Here is a 16,170-nt window from a genome sequence, read left to right as displayed (position 1 = left end):
AATATAGTTTTATAATACAAAACATAGTTTAGTTGAACGAATTATATATCGGCTTTGAAGGAATACTAGTAGCGACTTATATCACTGTCTCAGAGAACTGATGGTTGGTGCGAATCAGTACATATACAAGCGTGAATTACAATTCTGGAGCTTCTTTCCCGTAATGCTTTTTATGCATGAAGAGAAAGACGGATCTTTCCGTTATCGTAAAGTGAGTGGTAAACAATTAGTTGTTTACAAATAGGGTGGTACCGCGATTTTTATCGTCCCTATCGGATTTTCCGATAGGGACTTTTTTGCGTCCATCCTCTTACACAATTTCATATATACGCGTTGAAAGAATCGCAGTAGTATCTTATATCCCTGTTACAGAGAGCTAATGGTCGGTGGAAATTAGCACATATATAAGTATGAATTACAATTCTGGAGCTTCTTTTTCGTAGTGCTTTTATGCATGAAGGAAAAGACGGAATTTTTCCGTTATCATTAATTGAGATGTAAGTATATTTCCACTTACAAATAGGGTGGTACCGCGATTCTTTCGCCCCTATCGGATTTTCCGATAGGGGCTTTTTCTATTTCTCACAGAAACAGATGTTAAATAATTCCGAATCTTATGATAAAATTTTATAAGCGCTTACAAATAATGAAAGGGGGTGATACAAGCTATTCGAAATCGATATTCAATTTTATTGAAAAAAAGGAGGATGTCTAAATGACAAAGAAAACAGAAATTCCATCGCATTTAAAACCATTTGTATCCACACAACATTATGATCAATACACACCGGTGAATCACGCTGTGTGGCGTTATATTATGAGACAAAATCATAGCTTCTTAAAAGACGTTGCTCATCCAGCCTATGTGAACGGACTACAATCATCTGGTATTAATATAGATGCAATTCCAAAAGTAGAAGAAATGAATGAGTGTTTGGCACCAAGCGGCTGGGGCGCTGTAACAATTGACGGACTTATTCCTGGCGTAGCATTCTTCGATTTTCAAGGACACGGATTACTACCGATTGCAACAGATATCCGGAAAGTAGAAAATATCGAGTACACACCAGCTCCAGATATCGTACACGAAGCCGCAGGACACGCACCGATTTTACTTGATCCTACATATGCAAAATATGTGAAACGTTTTGGGCAAATTGGTGCAAAAGCTTTCTCTACAAAAGAAGAACATGATGCATTTGAAGCTGTTCGTACATTAACGATAGTAAAAGAAAGCCCTACTTCTACTCCTGATGAAGTTAAGGCTGCTGAAAATGCTGTAATTGAAAAACAAAACTTAGTTTCTGGTTTATCGGAAGCTGAACAAATTTCACGTCTTTTCTGGTGGACAGTAGAATATGGATTGATCGGAAATATAGATGATCCAAAGATATATGGTGCTGGTCTCCTTTCTTCTGTTGGCGAAAGCAAACATTGCTTAACAGACGCTGTAGAAAAGGTTCCATTTTCTATCGAAGCATGTACAGGGACAACTTATGACGTAACAAAAATGCAACCACAACTATTTGTTTGTGAATCCTTTGAAGAATTAACAGATGCGCTTGAAACATTTTCTAAAACAATGGCCTTTAAAACAGGTGGAAAAGAAGGTTTAGAAAAAGCAATTCGCTCTGAGAACTATGCAACAGCTGAGCTAAATAGTGGATTACAAATTACAGGTACATTTAGCGAGACAATTGAAAACGATGCAGGTGAATTAATTTACATGCGAACAAATTCGCCAACGGCATTAGCGCTTCATAATAAACAGTTAGCGAATCATTCTACTTCTGTACACAGTGACGGATTTGGAACACCGATTGGATTACTCACTGAAAATATTGCATTAGAAAATTGTACAGACGAACAACTACAATCATTAGGAATTACAATTGGAACTATCGCTGAGTTTACTTTCGCAAGTGGTATTCATGTAAAAGGAACAGTAACAGATATTGTGAAAAACGATAAGAAAATTGCTCTTATTTCCTTTATCGATTGCACAGTTACTTATAACGCCCGCGTTTTATTTGATGCTTCATGGGGCGCATTTGATATGGCTGTTGGCTCACAAATCACTTCAGTATTCCCAGGTGCCGCAGATGCCGCAGCATTTTTCCCAATGGATGAAGAAGTTCAAGGACTTCCTGCTCCACTTGTACTGAATGAACTTGAACGTATGTATCAAACAGTGCGAGATATTCGAAGTGAGGGGATTTTACACAACGCGCATATCGATCAATTAGTAGCAATTCAAGAAGTATTAAATAAATTTTATGCGAAAGAATGGTTGCTGCGCCTTGAAATATTAGAGTTACTTTTAGAGCATAACAAAGGGCATGAAGCATCGGCAACTTTACTACAACAACTTTCTACTTTCACAACTGATGAAGCTGTAACACGCCTTATTAACAATGGTCTTGCTTTACTTCCAGTAAAGGATGTGAAAAATGATGCTAAGATTAACTGAAGAAGAAGTTCACGAAGAATTATTGAAGGTAGATAAATGGATGGTAAAAGATGAGAAATGGATTGAACGAAAATATATGTTTTCCGACTACTTAAAAGGAGTCGAATTTGTCTCTGAAGCCGCCAAACTATCAGAAGAACATAATCACCATCCATTTATCCTTATCCAGTATAAAGCAGTTATTATTACTTTGTCATCTTGGAATGCAAAAGGTTTAACGAAACTAGATTTTGAGCTTGCAAAACAATTTGATGAACTATTTTTACAAAACGAAAAAGCAATTATAAGAAAATAAAAAAGAGAAGCCTTTTTAGGCTTCTCCTTTTATTTTGAAATGGATACAATGTCCAAATGGATCCTGGGCTTGTAATATTCCATCTTTGTACGTAGCAATCTTGCCAATATTTTTTAAGCTTTCACATACTTGCTCTTTTTGTTTTTCATTCGCTAGTACAACTGTGAAATATTTTAAACCAACAGAACCTGGCATTTGCGGTGGTACCCCTTCACCTTGCCATGTATTTAAACCGATATGGTGATGATAACCACCTGCAGATACGAACAACGCTCCATTACGAGCTGGGATCGTTACTTCAAAACCAAGACCATCAACATAGAAACGTTTCGCTTCCTCTAAATCAGCTACATGGAAATGAATATGCCCCATCACAGTACCAGCTGGAAAGCCATTCCATGTACTTCCTTGTTGTAATAATTCTTCACCAGCTAACGGGTTACTAACAAATGGGAGTTCTCCATTCTCATCACGCCAAACTTCTTTTTGTCGATCATGATAAATTTCAATCCCGTTTCCATCTGGATCAGCTAAATAAAGAGCTTCACTAAAGTAATGATCGGCTCCGCCATGTAGTGGATATACCATCTCTACAAGATGATGAAGAACATTCGCTAAATCCTGCCTACTTGGTAATAAAATTGCGTAATGATATAACCCTGTTCTTCCTCTTTGCTTCGGAAAAGCTTCTTTCTTTTCTTCAATGATAAGAAGTGGTTCACCATTTTCATTCCCAAATGTAACGACTGCTTCTTCTTCTTTTAGCACCTTCATACTTAGTACTTCCGTATAAAACTCTAGTGATTTCTTTACATTAGATACGTATAAATGAACAACATCAAGTGTTGTATCGGGATGAAGTTGAAAACTCATCTTGTTAGCCCCCCCATTTAAATTAATTCTTCTTTGACATTTTTTCTTTTAAGAAATTATCTACAAAACCATCAGCTTTTGCAACAAATAAGTATGCACCCATTGCTAATAATGCAAGTTCTAATTCGAAACCAGGATTTTTTCCATCTCCCAATAAACCAGCTGACCATTTCACTTTTACGATTGCTCCAACCATAACAAGTGCAAATAATAATCCAATATATCTTACACCTAAACCTAGAATTAATAATAGACCTCCAACTAATTCAAACGTTGCTACACCGTATGCAAGTCCTCCTGGTAAACCAATGCTTGTAAACCATCCTGCAATATTGTCAATTCCTGATTGGAATTTTGTTAAACCGTGCATGAAGAATGTTACCCCTAACACGATACGAATAATTAAGTTACCAATATGTTGATTCATTTCATTCTCTCCTTTATAGTTTTCTTATACAAAACTTTTATTTACATTACAAAACATACACTAATTTTTTTTATTCGTCAATTCATTTTCACTGGGAAAAAATATATTTTTTTTGCTATGATACAAATAGTTGTTTACAAAAAGGAGCTTGATTTTATGAATATTGGTTCTGCAATACGTGAAATTCGTCAACGTAGAGGCATAACAATTGCACAAATTTGCGAGGGAACAGGTCTTTCTAAAGGATTTATGAGTCAGGTTGAAAATAATAAAACATCACCATCTATCTCAACTTTAGAAACGATCTCCAATTTTTTAAACGTTCCCCTTCCCTATTTATTGTTAGAGCAAAAAGATCGATTAAAAATTGTCAAAAAAGAAGAACGGAAATACAGTGTATACGGCAAAGATGAGCAAAGAATTGAACATGTTGCGGAGCAAGGGGGCCTTCGCCTATCTTTAGTAGAAATCCCTACTGGATTCCCGAAAGAAAACTCACCAAATGCCCATGAAGGGGAAGAATGTCACCTTGTATTACGCGGAAAACTAGAAGTTCAGCACGGTGAAGATATTGCAATTGTAGAAGAAGGTGATTCTTTCTCATGGAATGCATGCGTTCCTCATATTGTTCGTAATATAGGAGAAGAAACTGCATTATTACTCATCTCGAGTTATGCGGAAAATCGAAAACGTGTTTATTAAATAATAAAAAAAGAAGCCTGTTAAACAGGCTTCTTTTTTATCCCCTTATAATTCCATAACTTGTCCCAACTAGTACAGTCTTTTCATGCTGATTGCGATAAACTGACTCGATTGAAACTTTTTTATAGCCTTCCATTTGCTCAACATTTGTTAAAGTTAGTTCACAAGTGATCGTATCTCCTGTGAAAACTGGTCTAATAAACTCACTTACTAATTCTCTTGCTATGTAATGTAACTCTTCTCCCACTTTCGTCCCAATGCTAGCAGTCAATAAACCATGAACCATTAATCTTCCATTTTCATCGTATTCCACATGGTGTCTACCTTTATCACCGGTAATATTTGCAAATTCAAAAACTTCTTCCTCAGTAAATCTTCTTTCATATTTAAATACATCCCCAGCTTTTACACTCATTTTTATCCCCCTAATAATAAACAGAATTTTCTTTTATTTTATCATAAAACGAGCCTCAATCCATTCTCTATTATCAAAAGTCTCAAAATTACCTCGCTATACTTTTTTACTTTCCATTCATTTATCGGTGACCATCTCTTTTCGCGACTTGGTATCCATAATACGCACATGTTCCATTTCTCGATAGCTCTCTAACTTCAAATCCACAACTTCTATAAAAATCAAAATTGTTCGCTGATGTATGCGCAAACCAATCACCGTGGGGAAGTTTTTGCAGGCAAAGAGCTACAAGCTTCTTACCTAATCCCTTCCCTCTATATTCACACTTCACAACTAAATTTACTATGTTCGCAATCATAATTCCATCAGAAATGACTCTAACCATCGCAACCATCTCTTCCTCATCCCAAATTGTGAAAGCCCATGTTGAATTTTCGAATGCTATCGTAAATTTTTCAATTTGCCAAGAAGGGATATTATCATTACTCCAACCGGCATCTTCAAACAATGCTTTAATTGCATATGCTGGTACGCTACTCGTTCCCTCACGAATAATAAGTCCATTATGATAAATGTACATGTAATCCCCCCTTTATTTTCATATACCATTCTTCAAAAAATGCAATTTACCTTTAAAAAAGTAATTTTTCATCCAACACGTTTAATGGAATAAACAAGAACATCCATCCCATGAAATAAAGTTGTTTTCTCATAGCTGAGCCCTGTCTTTCTAGCAACAAATATTGAGGCGGGATGATTCGGGTTAATGAGAGAAATTAATTTATTCATTCGTAATGCTTGGAAACCGTAGTCTCGAAATGCTGCCGCCGCTTCTTTTGCATACCCTTTTCCCCAATACTGAGGAAGTAACCAATAACCAATTTCAATTTCCTCTTTTCCATCAATCTGCTGCTTTACCAGCCCTGCATGACCAATTCTTGTTCCCGTTTCCTTTTCAATCAATACAAATAAACCGAGACCGTTTTTATAGCTAGGAATGACCCACTCCTCCAAACTTTTTTTACACTGTATATATGTTTTTAACGTCCCATTTCCAATATAGCGCATTACCTTCTCGTTCCCCCATAGTGAAGCATAGAACTGTAAATCATCCATTGTATATTTGCGAATTTGTAAACGATCTGTATGAAACATGCCTGCACTCCTTTCCACTAATTTATTCTTAATTTCACGATCATGTTTTGTATGCATACGAAATGTTACTATTAATTATAAAGTGAAACTTTAATCAGTGGGGAATTTTGTTCACCCCCACTGATTATCAGCCCTCACCAATCGAGCATTTACGGGCAGTGGATCTCCCATCTAACTTCTTTGCTCTAGCTGAATTTTGAGGCGGGAGACTTACTGCCCGCAAATAGCGGGATAAATGAACCCACAATAAAATACAGAATATTCATTCTTAACGACTAAAAAAAGCAGTAGACAAATTTCGTCTACTGCATCCATATCATAACTAGTATTAAGAAAACTACAGTTGAGGGGGTGTAGGATTTTCAAATATACTAGATACTTATCCCGTTCTAACGGGCGGTAAACTTTCCAATTGTTTCAAGTGAAAAGTTTACCGCACATAAGAACTTCCTTCGTTCATTAAGATAGTATTGCTAAATAATCATATACACGCTTAGATTTCTCTCCACCCATTCGTGCATGCTGAAGAAGAGAAATGCCATGAGGACCAGATGCACGCAATGCTTCTGGTTGAGCTACTAAAATAGCTTGTACAACTTCTAATTCACCAAGCATAGCTGCTGCAAAAATATCCATCCGAGCACCCTTTTCTAGTAAATAAAGAGCAATATCTTTACGACCTACATGTGCCGATGCCCCTAACGCACTTTCCCAATCTGATCCACCCCAATTATAAGAGGCGTGAAGTAAGCTTGGCGATTCAACCAATAGCTCTTGTACTTTCTCTAAATCCCCGTGAGCTGCCATAACAAATTCTCTTACTAATTCAGTGGTAATACGCTCTTCTGTTTGCATCGCTCTTCTCCCCTTTTAGAAATTCGTTTCGGTGTAAAAAACGGCTTGTCACTTCCTTGAAAGATATCTACATCTATGCCAAATACATGTTGAAACATTTCATGGCATAGCACTTCTTCTGGTATACCATCATACTGAATCTTTCCTCGCTTTAATACGAGTAAACGATCGCTATATTGAGCAGCTTGGTTAATGTCATGTAAAACCATTATAATTGTCATTCCATACTCCTCATTTAATCGTTTCACAAGTTCCATTACTTCCAACTGGTGAACGATATCTAAAAAGGTTGTTGGTTCATCCAATAGTAAGACATTTGTACGTTGCGCTAGCGTCATGGCAATCCAAGCACGTTGCCGTTCCCCTCCTGATAAAGAATGTAAAAGACGATATTCATACCCTTCAAGATTTGTAACAGACAATGCCCAATCAACAATTTCTTCATCTTCTTTATTTAAGCGGCTACTCCATGATTTATGTGGACCTCTTCCGAACTCAATTAGTTCTTTCACTGTTAAATCTAATTGATGATCATGCATTTGTGGTAACATTGCTAATTGCTTCGCCACATCAGCACTCTTCATCATATGAATGTTTTTCCCATCTAAAATGATGTCCCCTTCGCTTTGTTTCAGTAGCCTTGCTATTAAACGAAGCAAAGTAGATTTTCCCGATCCATTCGGACCAATTAAACTAACGATTTCTCCAGCCTTAATATGTACATTCATATTTTGCATTTGAAATCTTTCAGAGTGTGCATAAAACACTTTGTTAACGGAAATCACGTTGTTTTCCTCCTCTATGAATTAAATATAAGAAGAACGGACCACCTAAGAAGGACAGTAAAATACCAACAGGCAATTCGATTGGATCGAACCAACTTCGAGCTATTGCATCCGCAAAAACAAGTAATACACCGCCGCCAAGGCATGATAAAGGTAGCAAATATCTATAATCATTTCCAACTAATAAACGTAGCATATGTGGTACGACAAGACCGACAAATCCAATAAGACCAGATACACTTACTGCAATTCCAGCTAATAATGTACTTACTACGATTAAATAAAACCGACTTTTTTCCACGTTATGTCCTAATAACTTTGCCATTTCATCTCCAAGCATTAACACTCGAATATGCTTAATGCCAAAGAAAGCTAATATAATGGCGAATATTGCATAATAAATAATCATGTTTAAATGTGCCCAACTTACACCACCAATACCACCCGCTAGCCACGGTAACACGGATTGTACTTTGTCACTATGTAATAACATTAATGCTGACGTTGCTGCACCAATTAATGCATTGATCGACACCCCTACTAAGACGATTCTTGAAGGTGGTGCCCCTTTTTGCCATGATAAAGCATAAATAACCATCGCTGTTATGAAAGCTCCTAAAAACGCCCCTAGTGGTAAAAAAGCTAGATGCTGTGGGAATAAAATCATGATGACAATTGCTACAAGGCCTGCCCCAGATGAAACTCCGATAATACCAGGATCTGCAAGAGGGTTTCTCATAACCCCTTGCAGCAGTGTACCAGATGCAGCTAAACATGTTCCTACTATAAACCCAACGAGCACTCTCGGTATGCGAAGATCCCATACAATTCGATGTACTGTCGAACCCTCATCTTGTATACCTGTTAGAATGTCTCGTACAGAAAAGGATAAACTTCCTGCGAAAAGACCGTAAAAGAGGCCTAGAATTGTTAATACAACTAAAGTAACTGCTATTATCCATCTTTTTTTCGCAAAAGGATGTTCCTTTTCTCTTACTACTTCACTACTTTCCATACGTATCATTTCCTTACATCTTGTATACTTTTATACATAAAGTCCATTGCTTCTGTAACTTTTGTCCCAGGATTAGATCCAAATAAATCAGGTGGCAAAATAACTACGCGGTTTTGTTTTACTGCATCTAAATTTTTCCACGCTTCATTTTTCATCATTTCGCCTTCGAATGCTTTTTTCACACTTGTTGGATCTCCGTGTGTAATTAAATAAATCACATCTGGATTCGCCTCAATAATACGTTCTACACTTAGCTGTGCATATTGCGGATATTCTTTCATTTCTGGAAAATCAGAAGCAATATTTTTTCCGCCTGTTTTTTCTAAAATATCACCTGATAAAGATGTTGGTAATGCCGCTAAATAAGTACCTGGTGCGCCATACACTAGCAATGCTTTCACATCGCTCTTTTTCTCATATTTCTTCATTTGATTATTGATTTTTTGATTAAGTTCTTTTGCTTTATCTTCTTTCTTCATTGCCGTTCCATATAATTCAATATTCTTTTGAATATCTTGTACAGAATTCGCAGAAGAAATGATTACTTTCGTTCCCTGTCCTTCAACCGTTGGCACATTCTTTTGGAATCCATTGTTAGCAACAAGTACATCGGGCTTTAAACTAGCAATTTGCTCAAAGTTCGGTTGATGTGCATTCCCGATTACTTTTGCTTTCTTTAACTCCTCTGGAAGAGTTAATTTCGTATCCGGACGACCTACTACTTTTCCACCTAAAGCATGAATAATATCCATGTCTCCCATACTTAATGTTGCAAAACTTTCTGGTACTTTATCGAATGTTACCTTTCTCCCTGACAGGTCGGTAATTTCGATTTTTTCTTTTCCTTTTTCTGTTTTGGTTGCAGACGCTTTTTCGTCCCCTTTGGCACTGCAACCTATTAACAAGAAAAAAATAGATAAAATCGCTGTAAATAGCGTAATAGATTTTTTCATTCCTTCACCTCTAATTGATAATGATAATCATTAACTACTATTCTACTTTAATTGATAAGGATTATCATTGTCAACATGAAACGCATACATTTTTCTACAAAAAACAAAAAGCGCGACAAAAAGATTCTTTCTTTTCGCCGCGCTCTAGTTAACAATATTATTCACATTCATTTTCCTCTAACTGGTCACGCATCACTTTCACACGCTGAAAGAAAAAGAACGATAAACTTAAAAATATAACGATACTCCCCATCATAACAAAAAATTGGATTGTCTCTTTTGCTCCATCCGGAATCAACAAGCCAACCATTAACAATGTACTTACAGCGAGAAGAATTTGTCCGAACCTAGTATAATCTTCTATTTTCCCTTGTAATTCTTTCATTATATTCTCACTCCTCCATTTCACTTTATCATATTCTATGAAACTGAAAGACCAGTAAATACAGCCATTCTGGGAGATGTTTTCCAACAAAAAAAGAGCCGCTTTACTGCGGCTCTTTTTTAATCATTATTCACCTTTATATGCTTCCATATAAATTTCTTTCAGCTCTGAAATAAGCGGTAACTTTGGATTAGCAGTTGTACATTGATCTTCAAAAGCTCTTTCTGCTAATACTCCAACAACCTCTTCAAATTGCTCTTTATCTACCCCTTGTCCTGCAATACTCATATTAATATTTAAGCTTTTTCCAAGCTCAGTAATTGCTTTGACGAGTGATTCCACACCTTCTGCTACTGAGCTTGCTGGAAGCCCGAGCATTCTCGCAATATGTGCATAGCGTTCATCTGCTACAAAGTGCTCATATTTTGGGAACAATGCGTGTTTTCTTGGCTTAATAGCATTATAGCGGACTACGTGCGGCATTAGAATGGCATTTGCACGTCCGTGCGGAATATGGAATTCTGGTCCAATCTTATGTGCTAAGCTGTGATTAATACCGAGGAAAGCATTTGCAAATGCCATCCCTGCAATTGCAGAAGCGTTATGCATTTTTTCTCGTGCTTCTTCATCATTTCCATCTTTATATGCTCTTGGTAAATATTTGAATACGAGATCAATAGCTTTTAATGCTAATCCATCTGTATAGTCATTTGCCATAACAGAAACATACGCCTCAATTGCATGTGTTAAAACATCCATACCAGTATCTGCTGTTACATGTGGTGGTACTGTCATTACAAATTGTGGATCAACAATTGCTACATCTGGTGTTAATTCATAATCTGCGAGCGGATACTTTATATTATTTTTCTTATCTGTAATAACCGCAAATGGTGTCACTTCTGATCCTGTTCCTGATGTTGTTGGAATCGCAACAAACTGTGCCTTATTTCCTAATTCCGGATATTTACATGTACGTTTTCTTATATCTAAAAACTTCTGTTTAATGCCATAGAATGTCGTTTCTGGATGCTCATAGAATAACCACATTCCTTTTGCTGCATCCATAGCTGAACCACCACCAAGTGCGATAATTACATCTGGCTTAAAGCTTCTCATCATTTCCGCACCTTTAAAGACAGTTTCATCTGATGGATCTGGTTCGATCTCAAAGAAAACTTCAATTTTCACATCATTTGCATGCTTGTTTAAATAGTGCGTGACTGTATCCACATAGCCATGTTCAACCATTCCAGGATCCGTTACAATAAATGCACGTGAAATGTTAGGCATATTTGCTAAATACGCTGTAGCATGTTTTTCAAAATAAATTTTTGGTGGCAATTTGAACCACTGCATATTCTTTTTTCTATTTGCCAGCCTTTTTATATTTAATAAATGAGTCGCTGTTACATTTTGGGAAACTGAATTTTTTCCGTAAGAACCACAACCAAGTGTAAGTGATGGAATAAATCCGTTATATATATCCCCTATTCCACCTTGTGATGAAGGTGCATTTACAATGAGACGGCAAGCTTTCATACGTAATCCAAATTGCTTTTGCACTTCTTTATTTGTAGAATGAATAACTGCTGAATGTCCTAAACCACCGAGGTTCAACATTTCTTCGCAATATGTAAATCCTTTTTCTAATGAATTCGCCTTCACACAGGCTAATACTGGGCTCAGTTTCTCACGAGATAACGGGTATGCTGCTCCGATACCTTGAATTTCAGCTACAAGCATTTTTGTATGTTCAGGAACAGTAATCCCAACTAATTCGGCAATATACTGTGCTGATTTTCCTACAATATCACTATTTACTGCACATGTATTTTCATTTATAACGAGCTTTTCTAATTTTTTTCTTTCTTCTTCTGTTACAAAGTAACAATTGTTTTCGATCATTTCTGTTTTAACATCATCATAGATTTCTTTATCGACAATGATTGCTTGTTCCGATGCACAAATCATACCGTTATCAAATGTTTTCGATAAAATTAAATCATTAACAGCTCGTTTTACATGTGCTGATTTTTCTATATAACACGGTACATTACCAGGACCTACACCTAGCGCTGGTTTTCCAGTAGAGTAAGCTGATTTCACCATACCAGCGCCTCCAGTTGCTAGAACGAGTGCCACACCATCATGGTTCATTAATTGTTTCGTCGCTTCGACAGACGGTCTTTCAATCCATTGAATACAATGTTTTGGTGCACCAGTTTTCATTGCTGCATCATATACGGTTTTCGCTGCTGCCACCGAACAATTTTGTGCAGAAGGATGAAATGCGAAAATAATTGGATTTCTCGTTTTTATCGCAATCAACGCTTTAAACATTGTTGTCGACGTTGGATTCGTTACTGGTGTTACCCCAGCTACTACACCGACAGGTTCTGCAATTTCTATTATTTCTTCATGAGGATCTTCGTGAATAATTCCTACCGTTTTATCTTGCTTTATACTATGCCAAATATATTCAGTGGCAAAAATATTTTTAATGCATTTGTCTTCATAGACACCACGGCCTGTTTCTTCAACAGCCAATTTTGCAAGTGGCATATGTTGATCAACACCTGCTAATGCCATTTCATGAACAATGTTGTCAATCTGCTCTTGTGTAAAACTTTCTAATGCTTGTAAAGCTTGTTGACCGTTATTTACTAACGTATCAATCATCTCTTTTACCTCTTGCATTTCATTTACAACTTTCTCTTTGACTACCATGTAAATTTCCTCCTATTCTGTTATCACGGTCTTTATAAGTCCCTATAGGTCATAATAAGTCCCGATTAGCGAAAAAAAATAGAGTTACCGTCCTACATGAATCCCATTGTTTGTGAAACACTTCACAATTTTACTCGTGAATAACATTTCATGAATTCAATATACATGAAATCATTTCATTTGTGTATGTATAATTTGTGAAATATTTCACAAATTAACATAATAAAAAATGCACTGCTCCACATTAGCAGTGCATTTTTTATTACGCTAGCGCTTGTGCTAAATCTTCAATTAAATCTTCACCATCTTCAATACCGACAGAAATACGAATTAATGTATCTGTAATTCCTAATTCTTTACGGCGATCTGCTGGGATTGATGCATGTGTCATTTGAGATGGGATAGAAATTAAACTTTCTACTGCTCCTAAGCTTTCAGCAAGTGTAAAGTATTGCAGTTTCTCAAGTACTTTATTTAATGTTTCCTCACTATCTACATCAAACGAAATAATAGCACCAAATCCATTTGCTTGTTCTGTTGCTAATTCGTGGTTTTGATGTGATTCAAGACCTGGGTAATATACTTTATTTACTTTTGGATGATTATTTAAAAATTCAGCAATAGCGCGTGAATTCGTTTCATGTTCTTCCATACGAATTCCTAATGTTTTTAAACCGCGAAGTAGTAAGAAGCTATCTTGTGGTCCAAGAATACCTCCTGTTGAGTTTTGTACAAAGTGAAGGTCTTCTGCTAGTTGTGGGCTATTTACCACTACTAGACCTGCAACTACGTCACTATGACCTCCTAAATATTTCGTTGCACTATGAAGTACAATGTCTGCTCCTAAAGAAATCGGCGACTGCCAATATGGCGTCATGAATGTATTATCAATAATTGTTAATAAATCTTTCTCTTTAGCAAGAGTAGATATTTTCTTAATATCAGTAATTTTTAGTAATGGGTTCGTTGGTGTTTCCACATAGATCGCTTTCGTATTTGGACGAATTGCTTCTACAACTTCCTCTAAGTTTGTTGTGTCTACAAATGTATGTTCAATACCGAAGCGGTTTAATACTTTCGTAATAACACGATACGTTCCACCATAAACATCATCTGTTAAAATAACGTGGTCACCTTTTGAGAACAACATAATTGTCGCTGTAATAGCAGCCATTCCAGAACCGAATGCAAATCCAGCATGACCATTTTCTAATACGGCAATCATTTCTTCTAAAGCTGCACGTGTTGGGTTACCTGTACGTGAATATTCATATCCTTGATGCTTACCAACCGCTTCTTGTTTGTACGTACTTGTTTGATAGATCGGTACGTTTACAGATCCAGTTGAAGGTTCTCCTATGCGAATACCATGAATTAACTTTGTCTTTGCTCTCATTTTTTATTCCCATCCTTTGTATATGTCTTTACTTAAATAGCGCTCACTACTATCAGGAAAAATGGTTACAATATTTGTACCTGGTGCTGCCTTCTCTGCCTCAAGTAAGCTCGCATGAAATGCTGCTCCTGAAGAGCTCCCAACGAGAAGTCCTTCTTTTTGCGCTAATTCTTTCACTCGTAAAAATGCATTTCGATCAGAAATCGTATGAATTTCATCAAAATAAGATGTCTTCAAAAATGGCGGGATAAATTCCAGTCCAATTCCTTCGGTCTCATGTGAACCAGCCTTACCACCATTTAAAATAGATCCTTCTGGCTCTACGATAACTGTTTTAATATCTATATTTTTTTCTTTCAAATAAGATGCAGTCCCCATAAACGTACCGCCAGTTCCTGCTCCAGCAACAAATATGTTAATCTCTCCATTCAGTGCATCCCAAAGTTCAGGACCTAGTGTTTTGAAATAAGCACGCGGGTTTGCTTCATTCGCAAACTGACTTGGAGAGTATGAATTCGGTATTTCATTTACTAATTCTTTTGCTTTTGCAATTGCACCGGTCATTCCTTGCTCAGTCGGTGTATGCACGATCGTTGCACCTAGTGCTTTCATTAATTCTTGTTTTTCAATACTAAATTTCTCTGGTACACAAACGATAACACGTAAATCATGTTCTAATGCTGCAAGTGCCAGTCCAATACCAGTATTCCCAGCAGTCGGTTCAATAATTGTTCCACCTTGGGTAACAAGCCCTTTTTCTAGCGCATCTTCGATTAATTCTCTTCCTAAACGATCCTTAACGCTTCCGCCTGGGTTATAAAATTCAAGCTTTGCAAATAAGCGGACCCCTTTCGGAAGTGAAAAACGAGTAATTTCTACAATTGGTGTATGACCAATTAACTCATGAACTCCACGATATACATTCATCGTGTTCTCCCCCTTGTTTGCCAATAAAGAAAAGGCAACTGTATGTATTTTCTTTATATGAGACAGTTGCCTTTTTGTTACATTACTTTAACTCTTCTAACACTTTTACGATAAAGTTTGTAGAATGAAGAGCTGCTTGATCTAAAAACTGATCAAATGAAACATTTGATTCTTTACCAGCAATATCAGAAAGTGCGCGAATGATAACAAACGGAACTTCATATTGGTGGCATACTTGTGCGACAGCTGCTGCTTCCATTTCTACCGCATAAAGATTTTCAAATTTATCACGGATGGCTGCAACGCGGTTCGGATCACTCATAAATGAATCGCCTGTTGCAATCATGCCTTTTACAACTTGAATATTTTCTTCAGTTTGCATACATTTCTCAGCTAATGCAACTAACGCCTCATCAGCTTTAAATCCAGGCGGCATTCCTGGTACTTGACCATATTCATAGTTAAATGCTGTTACATCTACGTCATGGTGACGAACTTCAGTGGAAATAACTACATCACCAACGTTTAGAGAATGATGGAATCCACCAGCTGAACCAGTATTAATTACTTTTTCAGGCTTATATTTTTCTAATAAAATTGTCGTTGACATCGCTGCATTTACTTTACCAATACCAGACTTTAACAAGATTACTTCATGTCCTGCTAATAGTCCTTTCGTAAATTCACAACCTGCAACCGTTTCTGTCTCTGCTTGTTCTAATTTGTCACGTAAAATACGTACTTCTTCTTCCATTGCTCCAATTACAGCAATTCTCAATCTAATCCC

At 36.7% G+C, this 16,170-nt stretch carries 17 protein-coding genes and 2 other annotated features; of the genes, 3 read left to right on the top strand and 14 right to left on the bottom strand.

The features are described from left to right. Positions 1–45 precede the first annotated feature (45 nt). Positions 46–274, top strand: a binding site (T-box leader). Positions 275–324: 50 nt separating this feature from the next. Then, positions 325–552, top strand: a binding site (T-box leader). Positions 553–715: 163 nt separating this feature from the next. Both ASE54_RS30120 and ASE54_RS30115 read left to right on the top strand, forming a co-directional pair. Continuing rightward, complete coding sequence (locus ASE54_RS30120) at positions 716–2,470, top strand: aromatic amino acid hydroxylase (RefSeq protein ID WP_000163195.1); 1,755 nt, start codon at positions 716–718, stop codon at positions 2,468–2,470. After that, the gene (locus tag ASE54_RS30115; RefSeq protein WP_000979537.1) at positions 2,451–2,765 is read left to right on the top strand and encodes a 4a-hydroxytetrahydrobiopterin dehydratase; all 315 of its coding nucleotides are present in this window, start codon (positions 2,451–2,453) and stop codon (positions 2,763–2,765) included. Before ASE54_RS30120 ends, ASE54_RS30115 begins: the two co-directional genes overlap by 20 nt. 15 nt (positions 2,766–2,780) lie before the next feature. Here the strand turns inward: ASE54_RS30115 and ASE54_RS30110 are convergent, their stop codons facing one another. Then, complete coding sequence (locus tag ASE54_RS30110; RefSeq protein WP_000009843.1) at positions 2,781–3,638, bottom strand: VOC family protein; 858 nt, start codon at positions 3,636–3,638, stop codon at positions 2,781–2,783. A 22-nt stretch (positions 3,639–3,660) separates the two neighbouring features. Beyond that, complete coding sequence (locus ASE54_RS30105; RefSeq protein WP_001071553.1) at positions 3,661–4,065, bottom strand: DoxX family protein; 405 nt, start codon at positions 4,063–4,065, stop codon at positions 3,661–3,663. Positions 4,066–4,221: 156 nt separating this feature from the next. Here ASE54_RS30105 and ASE54_RS30100 point away from each other — a divergent pair, with 156 nt between their 5' ends. Beyond that, the gene (locus ASE54_RS30100; RefSeq protein ID WP_001020693.1) at positions 4,222–4,767 is read left to right on the top strand and encodes an XRE family transcriptional regulator; all 546 of its coding nucleotides are present in this window, start codon (positions 4,222–4,224) and stop codon (positions 4,765–4,767) included. Positions 4,768–4,804: 37 nt separating this feature from the next. Here the strand turns inward: ASE54_RS30100 and ASE54_RS30095 are convergent, their stop codons facing one another. The 12 genes from ASE54_RS30095 to mtnN form a co-directional block, all read right to left on the bottom strand. Continuing rightward, entirely contained in the window at positions 4,805–5,182 is a 378-nt protein-coding gene (locus ASE54_RS30095; RefSeq protein WP_000111564.1) for a MaoC/PaaZ C-terminal domain-containing protein, read from the bottom strand. Between the two features lie 121 nt (positions 5,183–5,303). Continuing rightward, positions 5,304–5,762 carry a GNAT family N-acetyltransferase gene (locus ASE54_RS30090; protein ID WP_000276127.1) on the bottom strand — a complete coding sequence of 153 codons (459 nt, stop codon included), beginning with the start codon at positions 5,760–5,762 and terminating at the stop codon, positions 5,304–5,306. A 68-nt stretch (positions 5,763–5,830) separates the two neighbouring features. Beyond that, a complete protein-coding gene (locus ASE54_RS30085) occupies positions 5,831–6,394 on the bottom strand; it encodes a GNAT family N-acetyltransferase (RefSeq protein ID WP_003263049.1) in 564 nt (187 codons plus the stop codon). 402 nt (positions 6,395–6,796) lie between these two features. Then, positions 6,797–7,192: an ankyrin repeat domain-containing protein gene (locus ASE54_RS30080; protein ID WP_001192766.1), complete on the bottom strand. Its 396-nt coding sequence runs from the start codon at positions 7,190–7,192 to the stop codon at positions 6,797–6,799. Continuing rightward, positions 7,159–7,977 carry an ABC transporter ATP-binding protein gene (locus tag ASE54_RS30075; RefSeq protein WP_000626531.1) on the bottom strand — a complete coding sequence of 273 codons (819 nt, stop codon included), beginning with the start codon at positions 7,975–7,977 and terminating at the stop codon, positions 7,159–7,161. The genes ASE54_RS30080 and ASE54_RS30075 overlap by 34 nt, the downstream gene beginning before the upstream one ends. Continuing rightward, positions 7,964–8,992 carry an iron ABC transporter permease gene (locus tag ASE54_RS30070; protein ID WP_002082127.1) on the bottom strand — a complete coding sequence of 343 codons (1,029 nt, stop codon included), beginning with the start codon at positions 8,990–8,992 and terminating at the stop codon, positions 7,964–7,966. Before ASE54_RS30070 ends, ASE54_RS30075 begins: the two co-directional genes overlap by 14 nt. A 5-nt stretch (positions 8,993–8,997) precedes the next feature. Further along, positions 8,998–9,945: an ABC transporter substrate-binding protein gene (locus tag ASE54_RS30065; protein ID WP_000748461.1), complete on the bottom strand. Its 948-nt coding sequence runs from the start codon at positions 9,943–9,945 to the stop codon at positions 8,998–9,000. A gap of 157 nt (positions 9,946–10,102) precedes the next feature. Beyond that, positions 10,103–10,330: a YrhC family protein gene (locus tag ASE54_RS30060; RefSeq protein WP_000661454.1), complete on the bottom strand. Its 228-nt coding sequence runs from the start codon at positions 10,328–10,330 to the stop codon at positions 10,103–10,105. 126 nt (positions 10,331–10,456) lie between these two features. Next, positions 10,457–13,060, bottom strand: coding sequence for a bifunctional acetaldehyde-CoA/alcohol dehydrogenase (gene adhE, locus ASE54_RS30055; protein WP_000260465.1), 2,604 nt, complete (start codon positions 13,058–13,060; stop codon positions 10,457–10,459). Between the two features lie 262 nt (positions 13,061–13,322). Further along, the gene (locus tag ASE54_RS30050) at positions 13,323–14,456 is read right to left on the bottom strand and encodes a bifunctional cystathionine gamma-lyase/homocysteine desulfhydrase (RefSeq protein ID WP_001201921.1); all 1,134 of its coding nucleotides are present in this window, start codon (positions 14,454–14,456) and stop codon (positions 13,323–13,325) included. Between the two features lie 3 nt (positions 14,457–14,459). Beyond that, positions 14,460–15,383 carry an O-acetylserine dependent cystathionine beta-synthase gene (locus ASE54_RS30045; protein ID WP_001103876.1) on the bottom strand — a complete coding sequence of 308 codons (924 nt, stop codon included), beginning with the start codon at positions 15,381–15,383 and terminating at the stop codon, positions 14,460–14,462. 82 nt (positions 15,384–15,465) lie between these two features. Beyond that, positions 15,466–16,161 (bottom strand): 5'-methylthioadenosine/S-adenosylhomocysteine nucleosidase, encoded by a 696-nt coding sequence (gene mtnN, locus ASE54_RS30040; RefSeq protein WP_001217027.1) that lies wholly within the window; start codon positions 16,159–16,161, stop codon positions 15,466–15,468. Positions 16,162–16,170 lie beyond the last annotated feature (9 nt).

The organism is Bacillus sp. Root131 (assembly GCF_001429475.1).
In the GTDB taxonomy this organism is placed as follows: Bacteria; Bacillota; Bacilli; order Bacillales; family Bacillaceae_G; genus Bacillus_A; species Bacillus_A thuringiensis_S.
This window is presented reverse-complemented; position numbering and strand designations above follow the sequence as displayed.

Excerpts from the sequence above, each read along its gene's own strand:
- adhE (WP_000260465.1), bottom strand. The coding sequence starts at position 13,060 with ATGGTAGTCAAAGAGAAAGTTGTAAATGAAATGCAAGAGGTAAAAGAG.
- ASE54_RS30080 (WP_001192766.1), bottom strand. The coding sequence starts at position 7,192 with ATGCAAACAGAAGAGCGTATTACCACTGAATTAGTAAGAGAATTTGTT.
- ASE54_RS30070 (WP_002082127.1), bottom strand. The coding sequence starts at position 8,992 with ATGGAAAGTAGTGAAGTAGTAAGAGAAAAGGAACATCCTTTTGCGAAA.
- ASE54_RS30090 (WP_000276127.1), bottom strand. The coding sequence starts at position 5,762 with ATGTACATTTATCATAATGGACTTATTATTCGTGAGGGAACGAGTAGC.
- ASE54_RS30115 (WP_000979537.1), top strand. The coding sequence starts at position 2,451 with ATGATGCTAAGATTAACTGAAGAAGAAGTTCACGAAGAATTATTGAAG.
- ASE54_RS30065 (WP_000748461.1), bottom strand. The coding sequence starts at position 9,945 with ATGAAAAAATCTATTACGCTATTTACAGCGATTTTATCTATTTTTTTC.
- ASE54_RS30105 (WP_001071553.1), bottom strand. The coding sequence starts at position 4,065 with ATGAATCAACATATTGGTAACTTAATTATTCGTATCGTGTTAGGGGTA.
- ASE54_RS30100 (WP_001020693.1), top strand. The coding sequence starts at position 4,222 with ATGAATATTGGTTCTGCAATACGTGAAATTCGTCAACGTAGAGGCATA.
- ASE54_RS30120 (WP_000163195.1), top strand. The coding sequence starts at position 716 with ATGACAAAGAAAACAGAAATTCCATCGCATTTAAAACCATTTGTATCC.
- ASE54_RS30085 (WP_003263049.1), bottom strand. The coding sequence starts at position 6,394 with ATGCATACAAAACATGATCGTGAAATTAAGAATAAATTAGTGGAAAGG.
- ASE54_RS30095 (WP_000111564.1), bottom strand. The coding sequence starts at position 5,182 with ATGAGTGTAAAAGCTGGGGATGTATTTAAATATGAAAGAAGATTTACT.
- ASE54_RS30060 (WP_000661454.1), bottom strand. The coding sequence starts at position 10,330 with ATGAAAGAATTACAAGGGAAAATAGAAGATTATACTAGGTTCGGACAA.
- ASE54_RS30110 (WP_000009843.1), bottom strand. The coding sequence starts at position 3,638 with ATGAGTTTTCAACTTCATCCCGATACAACACTTGATGTTGTTCATTTA.
- ASE54_RS30050 (WP_001201921.1), bottom strand. The coding sequence starts at position 14,456 with ATGAGAGCAAAGACAAAGTTAATTCATGGTATTCGCATAGGAGAACCT.
- ASE54_RS30045 (WP_001103876.1), bottom strand. The coding sequence starts at position 15,383 with ATGAATGTATATCGTGGAGTTCATGAGTTAATTGGTCATACACCAATT.